General features: G+C 70.8%; 15 protein-coding genes and 1 pseudogene. 10 read left to right on the top strand and 6 right to left on the bottom strand.

Annotation, left to right across the window (positions count from 1 at the left end):
• Positions 1 to 32: 32 nt before the first annotated feature.
• On the top strand, positions 33 to 1,412 hold the full coding sequence (locus tag FXF65_RS32735) for an MFS transporter (protein ID WP_222868852.1): 1,380 nt from the start codon (positions 33 to 35) through the stop codon (positions 1,410 to 1,412).
• Here FXF65_RS32735 and FXF65_RS46320 read toward each other — a convergent pair.
• Positions 1,397 to 1,690: pseudogene (locus FXF65_RS46320) on the bottom strand (hypothetical protein); the annotation flags it as partial. The gene FXF65_RS32735 and the pseudogene FXF65_RS46320 sit on opposite strands and share 16 nt — an antisense overlap.
• Between FXF65_RS46320 and FXF65_RS44875 the strand changes: the two are divergent.
• Complete coding sequence (locus FXF65_RS44875) at positions 1,583 to 1,951, top strand: hypothetical protein (RefSeq protein ID WP_222868874.1); 369 nt, start codon at positions 1,583 to 1,585, stop codon at positions 1,949 to 1,951. The pseudogene FXF65_RS46320 and the gene FXF65_RS44875 overlap by 108 nt on opposite strands.
• A 292-nt stretch (positions 1,952 to 2,243) precedes the next feature.
• Here the strand turns inward: FXF65_RS44875 and FXF65_RS32745 are convergent, their stop codons facing one another.
• Both FXF65_RS32745 and FXF65_RS32750 read right to left on the bottom strand, forming a co-directional pair.
• Positions 2,244 to 3,437 carry a hypothetical protein gene (locus FXF65_RS32745; protein ID WP_148353937.1) on the bottom strand — a complete coding sequence of 398 codons (1,194 nt, stop codon included), beginning with the start codon at positions 3,435 to 3,437 and terminating at the stop codon, positions 2,244 to 2,246.
• Between the two features lie 65 nt (positions 3,438 to 3,502).
• A complete protein-coding gene (locus FXF65_RS32750; protein WP_246199279.1) occupies positions 3,503 to 5,812 on the bottom strand; it encodes an ATP-binding protein in 2,310 nt (769 codons plus the stop codon).
• A 416-nt stretch (positions 5,813 to 6,228) separates the two neighbouring features.
• On the opposite strand from FXF65_RS32750, the gene FXF65_RS32755 reads away from it, so the two are divergent.
• From FXF65_RS32755 to FXF65_RS32775, 6 genes are read left to right on the top strand one after another with little or no spacing between them, the layout of a single operon-like run.
• Positions 6,229 to 6,522 (top strand): hypothetical protein, encoded by a 294-nt coding sequence (locus FXF65_RS32755; protein ID WP_148353938.1) that lies wholly within the window; start codon positions 6,229 to 6,231, stop codon positions 6,520 to 6,522.
• A gap of 51 nt (positions 6,523 to 6,573) precedes the next feature.
• Positions 6,574 to 6,933, top strand: coding sequence for a VOC family protein (locus FXF65_RS32760; protein ID WP_148353939.1), 360 nt, complete (start codon positions 6,574 to 6,576; stop codon positions 6,931 to 6,933).
• Positions 6,930 to 7,247: an ArsR/SmtB family transcription factor gene (locus tag FXF65_RS32765; protein ID WP_148353940.1), complete on the top strand. Its 318-nt coding sequence runs from the start codon at positions 6,930 to 6,932 to the stop codon at positions 7,245 to 7,247. The genes FXF65_RS32760 and FXF65_RS32765 overlap by 4 nt, the downstream gene beginning before the upstream one ends.
• A complete protein-coding gene (locus FXF65_RS32770) occupies positions 7,244 to 7,429 on the top strand; it encodes an ATP-binding cassette domain-containing protein (RefSeq protein ID WP_148353941.1) in 186 nt (61 codons plus the stop codon). Before FXF65_RS32765 ends, FXF65_RS32770 begins: the two co-directional genes overlap by 4 nt.
• The gene (locus FXF65_RS44070) at positions 7,426 to 7,566 is read left to right on the top strand and encodes a hypothetical protein (RefSeq protein ID WP_187412622.1); all 141 of its coding nucleotides are present in this window, start codon (positions 7,426 to 7,428) and stop codon (positions 7,564 to 7,566) included. Before FXF65_RS32770 ends, FXF65_RS44070 begins: the two co-directional genes overlap by 4 nt.
• A gap of 29 nt (positions 7,567 to 7,595) precedes the next feature.
• Positions 7,596 to 8,030: an SRPBCC family protein gene (locus FXF65_RS32775; protein ID WP_148353942.1), complete on the top strand. Its 435-nt coding sequence runs from the start codon at positions 7,596 to 7,598 to the stop codon at positions 8,028 to 8,030.
• Positions 8,031 to 8,117: 87 nt separating this feature from the next.
• Here the strand turns inward: FXF65_RS32775 and FXF65_RS32780 are convergent, their stop codons facing one another.
• Both FXF65_RS32780 and FXF65_RS32785 read right to left on the bottom strand, forming a co-directional pair.
• Positions 8,118 to 8,567 (bottom strand): VOC family protein, encoded by a 450-nt coding sequence (locus tag FXF65_RS32780; protein ID WP_148353943.1) that lies wholly within the window; start codon positions 8,565 to 8,567, stop codon positions 8,118 to 8,120.
• Between the two features lie 89 nt (positions 8,568 to 8,656).
• A complete protein-coding gene (locus FXF65_RS32785) occupies positions 8,657 to 10,537 on the bottom strand; it encodes an ABC transporter ATP-binding protein (protein WP_148353944.1) in 1,881 nt (626 codons plus the stop codon).
• A gap of 179 nt (positions 10,538 to 10,716) precedes the next feature.
• Between FXF65_RS32785 and FXF65_RS32790 the strand changes: the two genes are divergently transcribed.
• Positions 10,717 to 11,874: an aminotransferase class V-fold PLP-dependent enzyme gene (locus tag FXF65_RS32790; protein ID WP_148353945.1), complete on the top strand. Its 1,158-nt coding sequence runs from the start codon at positions 10,717 to 10,719 to the stop codon at positions 11,872 to 11,874.
• On the opposite strand, the gene FXF65_RS32795 is transcribed toward FXF65_RS32790, so the two are convergent.
• Positions 11,826 to 12,236: a CBS domain-containing protein gene (locus tag FXF65_RS32795; protein ID WP_148353946.1), complete on the bottom strand. Its 411-nt coding sequence runs from the start codon at positions 12,234 to 12,236 to the stop codon at positions 11,826 to 11,828. The genes FXF65_RS32790 and FXF65_RS32795 overlap by 49 nt on opposite strands.
• A gap of 264 nt (positions 12,237 to 12,500) precedes the next feature.
• Here FXF65_RS32795 and FXF65_RS32800 point away from each other — a divergent pair, with 264 nt between their 5' ends.
• On the top strand, positions 12,501 to 14,339 hold the full coding sequence (locus FXF65_RS32800; protein WP_246199280.1) for a D-alanyl-D-alanine carboxypeptidase family protein: 1,839 nt from the start codon (positions 12,501 to 12,503) through the stop codon (positions 14,337 to 14,339).
• Positions 14,340 to 14,342 lie beyond the last annotated feature (3 nt).

The following is a 14,342-nucleotide window of genomic DNA, read 5'->3' on the forward strand; positions in this document are numbered from 1 at the left end:
TAGTTGCAATCTGCTACTGATTGGAGTCTCCCGTGAGCCTCACGTTCGGCCGGAGGACGCTGCTCGCAGTGATCTGCTCGGTCGCCGTCGCCACGATCTACGCCGCGCAGCCCGTCCTCGCCCAGATCGGCCATGACCTGGGCGTGGCGGACGCGGGCCTGGGCTGGATCGTGGCCGCGGGGCAGGTCGGCTACCTGATCGGCCTGGCCTTCCTCGTACCGCTGGGAGACATGCTCGATCGGCGCAAGCTCATCGCGAGCCACCTGCTCCTCGCCGCGGTCGGGATGGTGCTGGCGGCGGTCGCCACCCAACTCTGGCTCCTGCTCGTCGGGCTTGCCCTGACCGGACTGTTCGCGGTCGTCGTCCAGACCACCGTCGCGTTCGCCGCCGACCTGGCGACGCCCGCCGACCGGGGCCGGACGCTTGGAATCGTCACTTCCGGCGTCATCATCGGCATTCTCGGATCGCGCGTCCTCGCGGGAAGTCTCGCCGCGGTCTGGGGATGGCGAAGCATCTACGTGGCGCTTGCCGTACTCCTCATCGCGCTGACTCTTCTCGTCCTGAAGCTGCTGCCAGCCGACAATCGCTCCACTGACGCGACGTACGGCCATGTGCTGGTCTCACTCGGTCGTCTCTTTCGCGAGCCCGTGTTCCTCTCGCGCGGCCTGATCGCGTTCTTTCTGTTCGCTTCCTTCGGGACGCTCTGGAGCGGGCTGGCACTACCGCTCGCAGCCGAACCCTGGCATCTGAGCTCCGCGGAAATCGGTCTCTTCGGAATCGCGGGCCTCGCCGGCGCCTTGGGTGCCGCAAGGGCGGGCCGGTGGGCTGATGCCGGTCGCGCCAATCTCGTCACGGGAGTCGGACTCGCGCTCCTGGCCGCGTCCTGGCTGGCCTCCGGTCAGGCGACGTGGTCACTCTGGCTGGTCGTGGTCGGCGTCATCGTCCTCGACCTCGCGGTCCAGGCGGTGCACGTCAGCAACCAGCACCTGCTCACCACCGTTTACTCGCACCAGACGAGCAGCGCCATCGGCGGATACATGCTCTTCTACTCTCTCGGCTCAGCCCTCGGGGCAACCGCCACCACGACGGTCTACTCCGCTGCCGGATGGACCGGATCCGCCATTCTCGGAGCCGCCTTCGCCCTCTGCGGACTCTCCGTTTGGGCGGTCAGCCAGCGCATACGGCCAAAACGGGACGACGAGAAGTTTCGCCCTACCGAGCACCCTGTCCTCTCAACACAGCGGGGGCGGGGCGTCCGGTCGGGATTGGAGCGGATCGGTGCTGCGTCGCCGTCCGGTGCCATTCGTCCCGCGTCCAGCAAGGCTCGCGCCGCGAAGACGGTGACGAGCAGCATCGCCCCGCCGACCGCCCATCCTCCGAATACATCGGTCACCCAATGCTTGTTCAAATAGGTGCGCGTGTATCCCTCGACGTAGGCGAGGGTCACGATGGCGCTCCAACTCCACATCTTCACGGCCCGACCCGCACGCGAATAGGCCAAAGTGAGGAACGTGATCGTGCCGTAGATCACCAGAACCCGCGCGCAGCCACCGGACGGAAAGGTGCCCAGCGTGGTCGGCGGGTGTCCCCGGTCCACGACCTTGGCCAGCGCCGCCTGATCGAATTTCTGCACCAGGACGGACGTACCGATGAGAAAGGCAGGAACCCAGGGCCGTTCTCGCCGCCACAATGCGACCCCGGTGAGCACGACGATCGCCAGGAGGGCGACGAACCGGGTCTGCCAGACGTTGCCCAACCGTCCGACCAACTCGACCGGATCGGCCCACTGCGGGTCGTAGTGGTCCTCCATCATCTCGAAAACCGCTCGGTCTACGGGGCCCTCGACGCGCTGCACCAGCTCGCCGAGGGCCAGGCCGCCCGCCGTCAGCACGAACACCCCGGCTCCGTAGAGCACCACGAACGCGCCCACCGGGCCGAGCGTCCCGGCTAACTGGGCGCGAGCGAGCACAAGGCGCCCTGGCGCGGACAGTCGCCCGAACCGATAGAACAGGAGCACCGAAATAACGGACACAAAGTGTACAGAAGTCATTGCTAAAAGTATGATAATCTCCATGACAGAACAGTAGCAGTACTGTCAGAAGCACACTCATCCGCCGGACGTCAATCTGGCGCCAATCCAGACATTGCGTCTTCCTCGGCACGAACGATCACGACGGCACCGGAACGTTCCTCTTTCCGCCGCCCGCCGGGGCGCATCACACATGACCAGGGATCGCCGCGTGTCAGGTGAATAGGCGTTGGACGAAGAAGACGGCCAGCGAGGCAATTATTCCCGTCACGTACTGCAAGATGGTCGCTGTTTTTATCGGCAGGCGGCGCAGGGTGCGGAAATGCGTGTACGCCTGGAACGCGCCGGGCAGGTCGTGGGAGAGGAGGAGGTGTCCGGGCGGACGGTGCGTCTGCGCCATCAGCGGGTCGACGATCGTGTCGATGTGACGCCGGACCAGGTGCGCAAGGGTGACATAAGGCTGGACGCCGACATACAGGGCCGTCACCACCGCCAGCACGGGAAACCCTACGTAGAACCCCTCCATCAACGCGCCCGGACGGTCACTGGTCACGCTCACCGTCGACACCTCGGCCAGCAGGACGCCCACCGCCGTGGCGATCGCGACGCGCGCGTACACCCGGCACAGTTGGACGATCGCCGGAGTGTGCGCCGGGTCCAGCCACGCCATCTGCAAGTCCCCGCACCGGTGCAGGCGCAGCGGAACCTCCGCCAGGGTGTAGAGCCAGTACACGACGCCACCGCCGATGAAACCCGTCCAGACGCAGCACAGGTAGATCCACGTGCTGACCGCGACGGAACCGGTGTCCTGGTGCGACATCGCGTAGACGAGAAGGGACGACAGGACCGCGCCGCCCGCTCCTGCCGCGAACTGCGGACCGAGACGGTAGCGCGTCCGCAGCCAGGCGAGGAACGCCCGCCGTTCCGCCGACACCGCGAGGAGGTCGGAGACGCCTTCGGCGAGGACCGCCGTCCAGCGCCACGCGTACCAGCCGAGACCCAGCATCAGCACCGTGGTGACCGACGCCGACACGACGAGCAGTTCGCCTGTTTCGCCGCGCAGCGGATGGTCCTCCGCCAGGCCGCCGACGGCATGCCCGAGCACGTACGGCCAACCCGCCATGACCAGGACCGACGCCGTCGCAGTCAACGCGGACGTCCGGCCGGGCAGGAGACGGGCGAACGCGCTTGCCAGCAGCACCACCAGAACGCGTGTGCGGCCCTCGTCCGCGAATCGGTTCAGGTCGTCGGCGGTCTTCGCGTCGGGAAGGCGGCGCCGGTCGATGGCGGCCAACCGCCCGAGAATGTCCCCCGGCCCCTCGGGAGGAGGCGCCCCGCCGTGGTGTTCGTTGTCGTCTGTGCGCTCGGTCGCCTCTAACCCCATCGCGTCCGCCCTGCCGTCGCCCACCGTGGCACCACCGTGACGAATTCGCGTCGGCGCGCACAACCCGCAGGCCGGACCTGGACGGAGGGTCAGCTCTTCTGCGCGGTGATCCAGGTGGCGATCTGCGCGCGCGACGAGTAGCCGAGCTTGGCGAGGATGTGCTCCACATGCGAGTCGGCGGTGCGCTTGGCGATCGTCAGCCGTTCGGCGATCGCGCGGTTCGACAGGCCCTCCGCGACCAGCGCCGCTACCTGCAGTTCCCGGTTGGTGAGCGGGCCGCCGGTCCGCGCCCCCTCCCCCTCGGGTCCCTCGCCGAGGGCGTCCTCGACGGCGTCCGCGAGCGGGAGCCGGCCGCCCTCCTCGAGCGCCGCGCGGAACGCCTCCTCGCCGAGGGCCTGCTGCGCCCGATCGATGTGGATCTCGCGGAGCAGCGCGTGATGCGGGCCGAACCAGGACGTCTGCGTGAACTCGCGCAGCCGGTCGGCGGCCCCCAGCAGCCGGACGGCGCGCGCCGCCTCGCCCCGGCTGGACAGGCACGCGGCGATCGACTCCAGCGCCAGCGTCGTGCCGAGCTCGTCGTCCAGGTCGCGCTTGATCCGCAGGGCCCGGCGGAGCTGCTCCATCGAGGCGTCGAGGTCGTCCGCCAGCCACAGCGCGAGTCCGCAGACGAGCATGCCGTATGAGCGGACCCACAGCTCGCCGCGCTCCGCACCGGCCTGGGCGGCCGCGTCCGCGTGCGCGACGGACGCCGTGAACTCGTTCTTGAACAGGTACGCAACACCGCGGAACACGTCGATGAGCAGGAACAGCAGGTCGTCCTCGCCGCTGTCGCGGGCCACCTCGCCGGCCGAGCCGAGCAGTCGCAGCACGAGGTCGAAGTCGCCCTCGAACAGCGCCACGATGCCCTTCCCCCCGACGGCGAGCGCGATGCCGCGCAGATCGTCCTCGGCCCGGCCCTGCGCCTCCGCGCGGTCCAGCAGTTCGCTCGCCCTGGCCAGGTCGTCCTGGAGCGTCATCGTCAGGGCGGCCACCGCGAGCAGGCCCGCCCAGCCCGGCCCGGTCGTGTCGCGCGTTTCGAGGACGCGGTCGACCCAGTGGCGGCCCTCGCCGACCGTCCCGCGCAGCGCGCAGAAGCGGCCGAGGGTCTCCACGGCGTCGCGGAGCATGTCCGGTTCGGCCGTTGCGACGACGTGCCCGAGCAGCGCGCGGATGTTGCCGCGTTCGCAGTCGAACCATTCGAGCCAGTGGATCTGCGCCGCGCTGGGCAGCTCCGCGCGGGCGCGCCGCAACTGCCCGACGTACCAGGCGAAACAAGCGTGCCGGAGGCGGTCCCGGCCGCCGAGCCCGGCGAGGCGCTCGGCGCCGTACTCGCGGAGGGTGTCGAGCATCCGGTAGCGGGCCTCGCCGCCGCGGTCGGCGCGCTGCACGATCGACTTCTCGACCAGGCCGGTCAGGACGTCCGCGACGTGGTCGGCGGGGAGCCCGTCGCCGCCGCAGACGTTCTCCGCGGCGTCGAGGTCGAAGCCGTCGGCGAACACCGAGAGCCGCGCCCAGAGCAGCCGTTCCTCGGGCGAGCACAGCTCGTGGCTCCAGTCGACCGCGGCGCGCAGCGTCTGGTGGCGCCGCACGCTGGTGCGCCTGCCGCGCACCTGGAACAGGTGGGTGCCGAGGCGTCCGAGCACCTGGTCGAGCGAGAACGCGCGGAGCTGGACGGCCGCGAGCTCGATCGCGAGCGGGATGCCGTCGAGCCGGTCGCAGAGCTGGACGGCGGCGTCGCGGTTGCCGCGGGTGAGCGTCCACCCCTGGACGGCGGCGGCGGCGCGCTCGGCGAACAGCCTGACCGCGTCGCACTCGCCGTCGACCGCGCCGTCCCCGTCGCCGTCGCCGTCATCCGACCGTCCGAGCGGCGCGACGACCACGGTGTGCTCGCCCATGACGTCGAGCGCCTGCCGGCTCGTCGCGAGGACGCGCAGGCCGGGGGCCGTCCGCAGCATCGCCTCCGTCAGCATCGCGCACTCGTCCAGCAGGTGCTCGCACGTGTCGAGGACGAGCAGCAGCCGCCGGTCGGCGAGATGGTCGACGAGGCATCCGACCGCGGACTCGCCCGCCTGCTCGGCCAGCCCGAGCGCGTCGCAGATCGCCTGCGCCAGCAGCGACGGCTCGGTCAGCCCGGACAGGCCGACGAAGTAGACGCCCTCGTCGAACGCCTCCTCGGAGAGCGCGGCGGTCCGGACGGCGAGCCTCGTCTTCCCGACGCCCGCGGGCCCGGTCAGCGTCACGAGGCGGTGCTCGCCGACGAGGCGCCGCAGCCGGACGAGTTCCGCGTCCCGGCCGACGAAGCTCGTGAACTCCGCGGGCAGTCTTCCCGTCTGTCGCTCCAGCGTCGCGTTCCGCACCACGGCTGCCTCCGAGTCAGTCCGCCGGAAGCCCGGCTACGAGGGGACGTCAGGATTGTAATCATGCCGCCACGGACAGCGACCTTGATCGTCCGCCCCGGGTAGGGAGGTGTCCACTCCCGGACGGGTCGCACGCGCCCCGCCGAGCGGTTTCGGTACGGACGATCGGTGTAACTACCGATGTGCCGCCGCCGTGGCCCCGCGAGGATGGGTACCGGCCGGACGGGGGTGGGGCCTGTCCTCGGGTTGGGGGATGGGGCGTGGCGCGCGCCTTCGGACGGTCGTCCACCCGGCGTTCCCGCGCGGTCCGCCGAGACCGGCGGCCGGGGGCGGCTGCGGGAGGCCCCGGCCGCCGGACCCCGACCGGCGGGGGCGGGGCCCCGCGCGGGTGGACGGGCTGGGCTGGACGAAGGGGTCCGATGAAGACGGTGCAGACGCGGACGAACGCGAGCCTGTACAGCTGGGACGTGCGCTGCCATGATTCGCGGCGCGCGGGCCCGGGCGGGATCAGCGCCGACCGGCGGCGCGCGGTGGCGGCCCTCGCCGAGGCGCTGTCGGCCGAGCGGGGCGGCGCGTCCGGCGCGGTGTGGGCGGTCCGGCTGAAGCCCGGACGCCATCCCGAGTACTGCTACGACGGGCTGATAGCCAAGGGTTTCTGCGACCCGACGTCCGGCGCGGTCACCGTCGAGGCGCCCACGCCCGCCTATGCGTAGGTAATTCCCTACGTTTGACAGGTAGGGAATCACCTACGTATCGTCTGGCACATGAACATCACGCATGTGCGGCTGCTGACCGTTCCGGTGTCCGACCAGGACGCCGCCAAGTCCTTCTACGCGGACACGCTCGGCTTCGAGGTCGTGGCCGACCAGTCCACGGGACCGGTGCGCTGGCTCCAACTCGCCCCCAAGGGCGCGCAGACGAACGTCGTCCTCGCCGCCCACGTGCCCGGACACACGCCGGGGAGCCTGCACGGCCTGATCTTGGAGACGTCCGACCTGGACGCCGACTGCGAGCGGCTCCGGCAGGCCGGGGTGGACGTCGACGGCCCGCAGGACCTCCCGTGGGGGCGGCAGGCCGCGCTCACCGACCCGGACGGGAACGGCCTCGTCCTGGCCGAAGCGTGACCGCGGACGTCTTCGCGGCGCTCGCGAGTCCCGTCCGGCGGGAGTTGACCGGGCTCCTGCTGGACGGGCCGCGTCCCGTGAACGACCTCGCGTCCCACTTCACGATGAGCCGGCCGAGCGTCTCCGAGCATCTGAAGGTGCTGCGGGACGCCGGGCTCGTCACCGAGCAGCGCAACGGCCGCCAGCGCATCTACCGGCTGGAGCCGGGGCCGCTGCGCGAACTGTCCGAATGGCTGCACCCGTACGAGCGGTTCTGGCGCGAAAAGCTTTCCGACCTGCGCAAACTCCTCGACGAGGAGGAGGGCGAGACATGACGCCAGTGCTGGAGGCGGCCGGGCTCGCCAAGCGGTACGGCTCCGTGGAGGCCCTCGCCGGGCTCGACCTCGTCGCCGAGTCCGGCCAGGTCGTCGCGCTGCTCGGGCCGAACGGCGCGGGGAAGACGACGTTCGTGCGGTCGGTGGCGACGCTCGTCCGCCCCGACCAGTCACCGCCATGATGAACGCCGTCAGGTCGTTGACGCAGGCCGACGCGCTGAACGGCGGCGCCCGCGACGTGGCCATCGCACTCGCGTGGACGGCCGGGATCATCGTCGTCTCCGCCGCCGTCGCGGTCGCCCGGTTCCGCCGGATCTGATGAGGAAGACGAACGCGAAGGAGGACGGCATGCGCGACGAACCCGCGTCCATCGAGGTGGACGAGTTCCTGCCGCACCCGCCCGCCAAGGTCTGGCGGGCGCTCACCGACCCCGACCTGCTGGCCCGCTGGCTGATGCCGAACGACTTCAAGCCCGTGGTCGGGCACCGTTTCGCGTTCACCACCCGGCCGATCCCGAACATCGGCTTCGACGGGATCATCGCCTGCCGGGTCCTGGAGCTGGACGAGCCGCGGCTGCTGCGGATCGCCTGGGGCGGCGGCGGGCTCGACACGACGGTGACGTGGCGGCTCGTCCCGGAGGGGCGCGGCACCCGCATGTTCATCCGGCACACGGGCTTCGACCTGGACGACCCCGTCCACGCCTTCGCCTTCCGCGGCATGGGCAGCGGCTGGCGCTCCCACGTCCTCCGAGCCCTCCACCGAACCCTCACCAACCTCCCATGAAGGCCCCCGGGACGCCTTGACGGACAACGGCCGCCGGTCAGGGGCGCCCTGCAACCGCCCCCGACCGGGACGCCCCGGTGGTGAGGGTTAGGTGGGGGTGGGGTTGGCGTAGATGCCCTTGAGCATGCCGGTCGCCTCGCCCACTTCGATGAGGTGGCCGTCCGGGTCGCGCATGTAGCAGCGGATCTCGGCCTTGCGGTCGAGCGGCTCGGTCAGGAACTCGGCGCCGAGGGAGCGGGCGCGTTCGTAGAACGCGGCGATGTCGGCCACGCGGACGTTCATGAACGCCGAGACCGGGTCGCCCGGCTCGGGGGCCCTGAGGACGACGCCCGGCTTGTCGGGAGTGGGCCCGCCGCCCGGGTTCATGATGATCCAGGTGTTCGCGACCTTGACGATGGCGGGGTTCTCGTCCAGCACGACCTCGCCGCCGAGGACGTCCGCGTAGAACGCGCGGGAACGGGCCACGTCCCGCACGGTCAGGAAGTGCGTCAGCACCAGCCCTTGCTCGGGTGCGGGCAGTTGGCTCCGATCGACCATTTCCGCGTCCTTTCCGCGTCCTTCCGCGCGTCGGCTCTCGATCACGTCACGGCGTACTCCTCCCCTCCGGCCCCTTCTCCAACCGCACGTCAGACGGCGGGTTCGAGGGGCGGGCGTTCGCTGAACTGGGTGCGGTAGAGCTCGGCGTAGCGGCCCTCAGCGGCGAGGAGCGCGTCGTGGGTGCCGCGTTCGACGATGCGGCCGTCCTCCACGACGAGGATCTGGTCGGCGGCGCGGACGGTGCTGAGCCGGTGCGCGATGACCACGGCGGTGCGCCCGTCGAGCGCCTCGGTCAGCGCCTCCTGGACGGCGGCCTCGGACGTCGAGTCGAGGTGGGCGGTGGCCTCGTCCAGGATGACGACGCGCGGGTGGGCGAGCAGCAGCCGGGCGATCGTGAGCCGCTGCCGCTCGCCGCCGGACAGCCGGTAGCCGCGTTCGCCGACGACGGTGTCGAGCCCGTCGGGCAGTCCCGCGATGAGGGCGTCGAGGCGGGAGCGGCGCAGGACGTCCCACAGCTCGTCCTCCGCGGCCTCGGGACGGGCGAGCATCAGGTTCTCGCGGATCGTCTCGTGGAAGAGGTGGCCGTCCTGCGTGACCATGCCGAGCGTGTCGCGGATGTGCTGGAAGGACAGGTCGCGGACGTCGACGCCGCCGAGCCGGACGGCGCCCGAGTCGACGTCGTAGAGGCGCGGCAGGAGCTGCGCGATCGTCGACTTGCCCGCGCCGGACGACCCGACGAGCGCGATCATCTGCCCGGGTTCGGCGCGGAACGACACGTCGTGCAGGACGTCGACGCCGCCGCGCGTGTCGAGGGTGGCGACCTCTTCGAGCGAGGCCAGCGAGACCTTGTCGGCGGACGGGTAGGCGAACGTCACGCCGTCGAACTCGACGGAGACGGGCCCGTCCGGGACGGTGCGCGTCTCGGCCTTCTCCGCGACGAGCGGCTTCATGTCGAGCACCTCGAAGACCCGCTCGAAGCTGACCAGCGCGCTCATCACCTCGACGCGGGCGCTGGCGAGCGCGGTCAGCGGCGCGTAGAGGCGGGTGAGCAGGAGGGCGAGGGCGACGACGGCGCCCGCGTCGAGGTGGCCGCGCAGCGACAGCACGCCGCCGAGCCCGTAGACGAGCGCGAGCGCCAGCGCCGACACCATGGTCAGCGCGGTGATGAAGACGTGCTGCACCATCGCGGTCCGGACGCCGATGTCGCGGACGCGCCGGGCCCGCGCGGCGAACTCGGCGGACTCCCGGGCCGGACGGCCGAACAGCTTGACCAGCGTCGCGCCGGGCGCGGAGAAGCGCTCGGTCATCTGCGTGCTCATCGCGGCGTCGTGCCCGGCCGCCTCGCGTTCGAGCCGGGCCAGGCGGCTCCCCATCCGCCTGGCGGGCAGGACGAAGACGGGCAGCAGAACCAGGGCGAGCAAGGTGATCTGCCACGAGATGCGCACCATCACGGCGAAGGTGAGCAGCACGGTCACCAGGTTGCTGACCACTCCGGAGAGGGTGTCGCTGAACGCGCGCTGCGCCCCGATGACGTCGTTGTTGAGACGGCTGACGAGCGCGCCCGTCCGGGTGCGGGTGAAGAACGCGACCGGCATGCGCTGGACGTGGTCGAACACCGACGTGCGCAGGTCGAGGATCAGACCTTCACCGATGCGCGCGGACAGCCACCGGTTCGCCAGCCCGAGGCCGCCCTCCGCGAACGCCAGGCACGCGATCAGGATGGCGAGCCAGACGACCGTGGACGAGTCGGACTTGTCGACGATGGCGTCGACGACCTGCCCGGCCAGCACGGGCGTCGCGACCGCGAGCACCGCCATCAGCACGCTGAGCGTGAGGAACGCGGCCAGCGTGCGCTTGTGCGGGCGGGCGAAACCGGCGATCCGGCGCAGGGTCGCCTTCGAGAACGGCCTGCTGTCGCGCGCGTGCATCGCGTGGTGCAGTGACATCCACGCGGTGACTTCCATGTCCATGACGAACCCCGTCGATCGTTAGTCTGGTGAGAGCCAGCCTGCGACCTCAACGATGGTTGAGGTCAAGTCGCCGCCAGTCGACTCAGGGTCGCGCATGGGTACGACATTCTCGCCGGGGCCTCCCGGACGCTCCCGCCCCCGCGCGGCTCCGGGACGCCTCCTCCGACGAAAGGGCGCATGTGGACATCGACGGTCTCCGAGCCGACACCCCCGGCTGCGCGAAGGTCGCCCACCTCAACAACGCCGGCGCGGCGCTGCCGCCGCGTCCAGTGATCGACGCCGTCACGGACCATTTCGAGCTGGAGTCGACGATCGGCGGCTACGAGGCCGCCGAGCAGAACCAGACGGCCATCGCCCGGTTCTACGGCGCGATCGCGGAGCTGATCGGCGCGCGCGCGGACGAGATCGCCTATGTGGAGAACGCGACCCGGGCGTGGGACCTGGCCTTCTACGCCATCCCCTTCACCGAAGGCGACCGCATCCTCACCACGACCAGCGAGTACTCCAGCAACGCCATCGCCTACCACCAGGTGGCCTCGGCCAGGGGTGTCAGCGTGGAGGTCGTCCCAGACGACTCGGACGGAACGCTCTCACTGGACGCCCTCGAAGCAGAGCTGGCCAAGGGCAATGTCCGTTTGGTGTCGCTGAACCACATCCCGACGCACAACGGGCTCGTCAACCCGGCAGCGGAGGTCGGACGCCTCTGCCGGGAGCACGGTGTCCTGTTCCTGTTGGACGCCTGCCAGTCGGTGGGGCAGCTCGTAGTGGACGTCACCGAAATCGGCTGTGACATGCTCTCCGCGACCGGACGGAAGTTCCTGCGCGGCCCGCGCGGAACGGGTTTCCTCTACGTGCGGCGCGAAATCGTCCAGACGCTGGAGCCGCCCTTCCTCGATCTGCAGGCCGCCTCCTGGTCGCCGTCCAGCGGCTATGAGATCCGTGAGACCGCGCAGCGCTTCGAGACGTGGGAGCGATATGTCGCCGGGCAGATAGGGCTTGGTGTCGCCGCCGACTATGCGGCCGACCTAGGGATGCGGGCCATCGAAGAGCGGGTGATCTGGCTCGGGTCGAGGTTGCGGGAAGAATTGTCCGCCCGGCCTGGGGTCACCCTCCACGACAAGGGCGCGTTGCAGTGCGGCATCGTCACGTTCACCGTGGACGGGATGGAGCCTGGCGCCATCAAGCAGGCCGCCAGGGAACGCGGGGTCAACGTCAAGGTCACCGATCCGCTCGACCACGGATATGACGCGGGCGCCGTGCCCCACTCGGTACGGGCCTCCCTGCACTACTACAACACCGAGGACGAGTTGGACCGGCTGCTGTCCGTCCTCCCCTGACGCGCGAGGTCGCCCAGCGTGACGATGCCAACGGGACGTCCGTCCTCGATGACGGGCAGGCGGCGCACCGACCGCTCCCGCATGATCTGCGCGGCCCGGTCGAGGGTGTCGTCCGGGCCGACGGTCACCGTCGCGCTGCTGGCGATCCGGCCGACCGGCGCCTCCTTCGGGTCCCCGCCGGCGGCGAGCCCGCGTATCACCAGGTCGCGGTCGGTGACGAGCCCCATCAGCTCGTCGCCGTCGGCCACCAGCACGGCGCCGATCTCCTCGTCGCGCATCGCCCGCGCCACCGTCACGAGGTCGAGTTCCGGGGACACCGAGGTGGGGGATCCGGTCATGATGTCGCGGACCTTCGCTGCCATCGCACACTCCTCTAGAGCCTCGTGGGGTCCGCCTCCGCGGCCCGGGGACGAGCCGGGCCCTACCCGACAGAAACCGGCTCATTCCTTAGGATCCGGGCCGATCAGGCGGGGGCGCGGACGTGTGCATGGCGCGACATCGGCGCGGCCTGTGCGAAGTCTGCCGAACCTTCTCGATAAACTTCGCATCCTCACATATGCACGGGGGTTGTCGGGGGAAAGACGGCTCCGTCTGCCTGGTATGCGCCAGCCGAGGAGGTCGGGGCCGTGGACGACGCCAAGCAGGAACCGGTGACGTCCGGTTCCGAGGAGAACGAACCGAAGGACGACGAGCGCGAGTCGGCGCGGACGGCGACCGCCGAGTTCGCCGTCCCGAAGAACGTGTCGCTGACCAGACCCGACATCTCGATCCAACGCCCCACGACTCCGAAGCCCGAACCGACGCCGGAGCCGGAGCCCGAGCCGGACGAGCCCGAGGACGAGCACGACGAGGAGCAAGACGAGGAGCCCGCGCCCGCTCCGTCGCAGGGGCCCTGGTTCGTCCAACTTCCCGAGCCCGTGCAGGACGAGCCTGAGACCGCACAGGACGTCCCCCCACCGAGTGGGGCAGGGCCCACGCGTGTCGAACGTCTGCCCGACCTCCCCACTCCCGGCCATACGCCGGAGGATTCTCCGGCCGTCCGATCATCCGGCCAGTGGGTCGTCCCCTGGGACGGGGGGCAGGCCCCAGCCGCCTCCACTCCCGCCCCTCCCCCGCCGCCCGTGTCCGCGCCACCCGTAGCGGCGCCACCCGTGGCCGCGCCGCCTGTAGCCGCGCCACCCGTAGCCGCGCCATCCGTAGCCGCGCCACCCGTAGCCGCGCCGCCCGCGCCACCCACACCGCCGCTCCCGCAGCCCGCACCCGAAGGCAAGCCCAAGCGCGGACGGCGCGGACTCGTCGTCCTCGTCGCCGCCCTGGTGTTGATAGTCGGGGTCGTCGCGGGCCAGCTCGTCCGTCCAGTCCCAGACCCGACGGTCAAGCAGCTCATCGCGTCCAGCCACGCCTTCCCCGGACAGGCTCCGGCACTGCCGTGGCCGACCGTGGGACAAGCGGTGGTCCATGTGGAGGGCCTGGGGACGATGGGCACGTCCGGTGGGGCGACGTCGATCCCCACGGCGAGTGTCGCGAAGGTCATGACCGCCTACGTCTACCTCCGCGAGCACCCGTTGAAGCAGGCGCAGCCAGGCCCGGTCCTAACGGTCTCGCCGCAGGCGGCCGCGCAGATCCCAGCGCGCAAGAAGCGCGGGGAGTCGCTGCTCGGCGTGACCGCGAACCAGAGGCTCACTCAGCGGAAGGCCCTGGAAGCACTGCTCGTCATCTCCGCGAACGACATCGCGCATGAGCTGGCGCGCTGGGATTCCGGAAACGAGCAGGCGTTCGTGGCCAAGATGAACGAGGCCGCGAAATCCCTCGGGATGACCGGCACCCGCTACACCGACCCGAGCGGATACGACTCCGGGACGGTCAGCACCGCCGCCGATCAGGTGAAGTTGCTGCGCGCGGCGATGTCCATCCCAGCGTTCACCGAGATCGTGAACAACCGCGCCTACGTCCCGGACGACGGCACGCCGCCCCGCGAGGGCGGGAACTTCCTGCTCGGCCAGTACGGCGTCGTCGGCGGCAAGACCGGCTACACGGACGCGGCCGGAGGCAACTTCGTGTTCGCCGCGCGCAAGAACGTCGGGGGCGTGAACGTCCTGCTCGTGGGCGCGGTGATGGGCCAGCACTCCCCGACGGCGGCGGGCGCGGTCAGCGCGGCGGAGCGGCTGGTCTTCGCGGCGGAGGCGGCGCTGGTCCCGGCGACGCTCGCGCCGAAGGGCGCGCGGGTCGCGCGGGTCGACGACGGGCTCGGCGGGACGACGCCGCTGCGCGCCGCGTCCCCGGTGACGGTCGTCGGCTGGCCCGGGCTCACCGTGCGGGTCGCCGTCAAGGGAAACCCGCCGCACGCGGCGCCCACCGGCAAGAAGGTCGGCACCGTCAAGGCCGGAGCGGCGGTTGTCCCCCTGCAACTCGGGCAGCCGCTGGAGAAGCCGTCCATCGTCAAACGCCTCATTCGCTTCAACTAACCG

The sequence above is a fragment of the Actinomadura syzygii genome (assembly GCF_008085905.1).
In the GTDB taxonomy this organism is placed as follows: Bacteria; Actinomycetota; Actinomycetes; order Streptosporangiales; family Streptosporangiaceae; genus Spirillospora; species Spirillospora syzygii.

What these genes read in the sequence shown, in the direction of transcription:
- FXF65_RS32780 (WP_148353943.1), bottom strand. Translation starts at nt 8,567, where the DNA reads ATGGTCGATCGGAGCCAACTGCCCGCACCCGAGCAAGGGCTGGTGCTG.
- FXF65_RS32760 (WP_148353939.1), top strand. Translation starts at nt 6,574, where the DNA reads ATGAACATCACGCATGTGCGGCTGCTGACCGTTCCGGTGTCCGACCAG.
- FXF65_RS44070 (WP_187412622.1), top strand. Translation starts at nt 7,426, where the DNA reads ATGATGAACGCCGTCAGGTCGTTGACGCAGGCCGACGCGCTGAACGGC.
- FXF65_RS32795 (WP_148353946.1), bottom strand. Translation starts at nt 12,236, where the DNA reads ATGGCAGCGAAGGTCCGCGACATCATGACCGGATCCCCCACCTCGGTG.
- FXF65_RS32755 (WP_148353938.1), top strand. Translation starts at nt 6,229, where the DNA reads ATGAAGACGGTGCAGACGCGGACGAACGCGAGCCTGTACAGCTGGGAC.
- FXF65_RS32785 (WP_148353944.1), bottom strand. Translation starts at nt 10,537, where the DNA reads ATGGACATGGAAGTCACCGCGTGGATGTCACTGCACCACGCGATGCAC.
- FXF65_RS32770 (WP_148353941.1), top strand. Translation starts at nt 7,244, where the DNA reads ATGACGCCAGTGCTGGAGGCGGCCGGGCTCGCCAAGCGGTACGGCTCC.
- FXF65_RS32775 (WP_148353942.1), top strand. Translation starts at nt 7,596, where the DNA reads ATGCGCGACGAACCCGCGTCCATCGAGGTGGACGAGTTCCTGCCGCAC.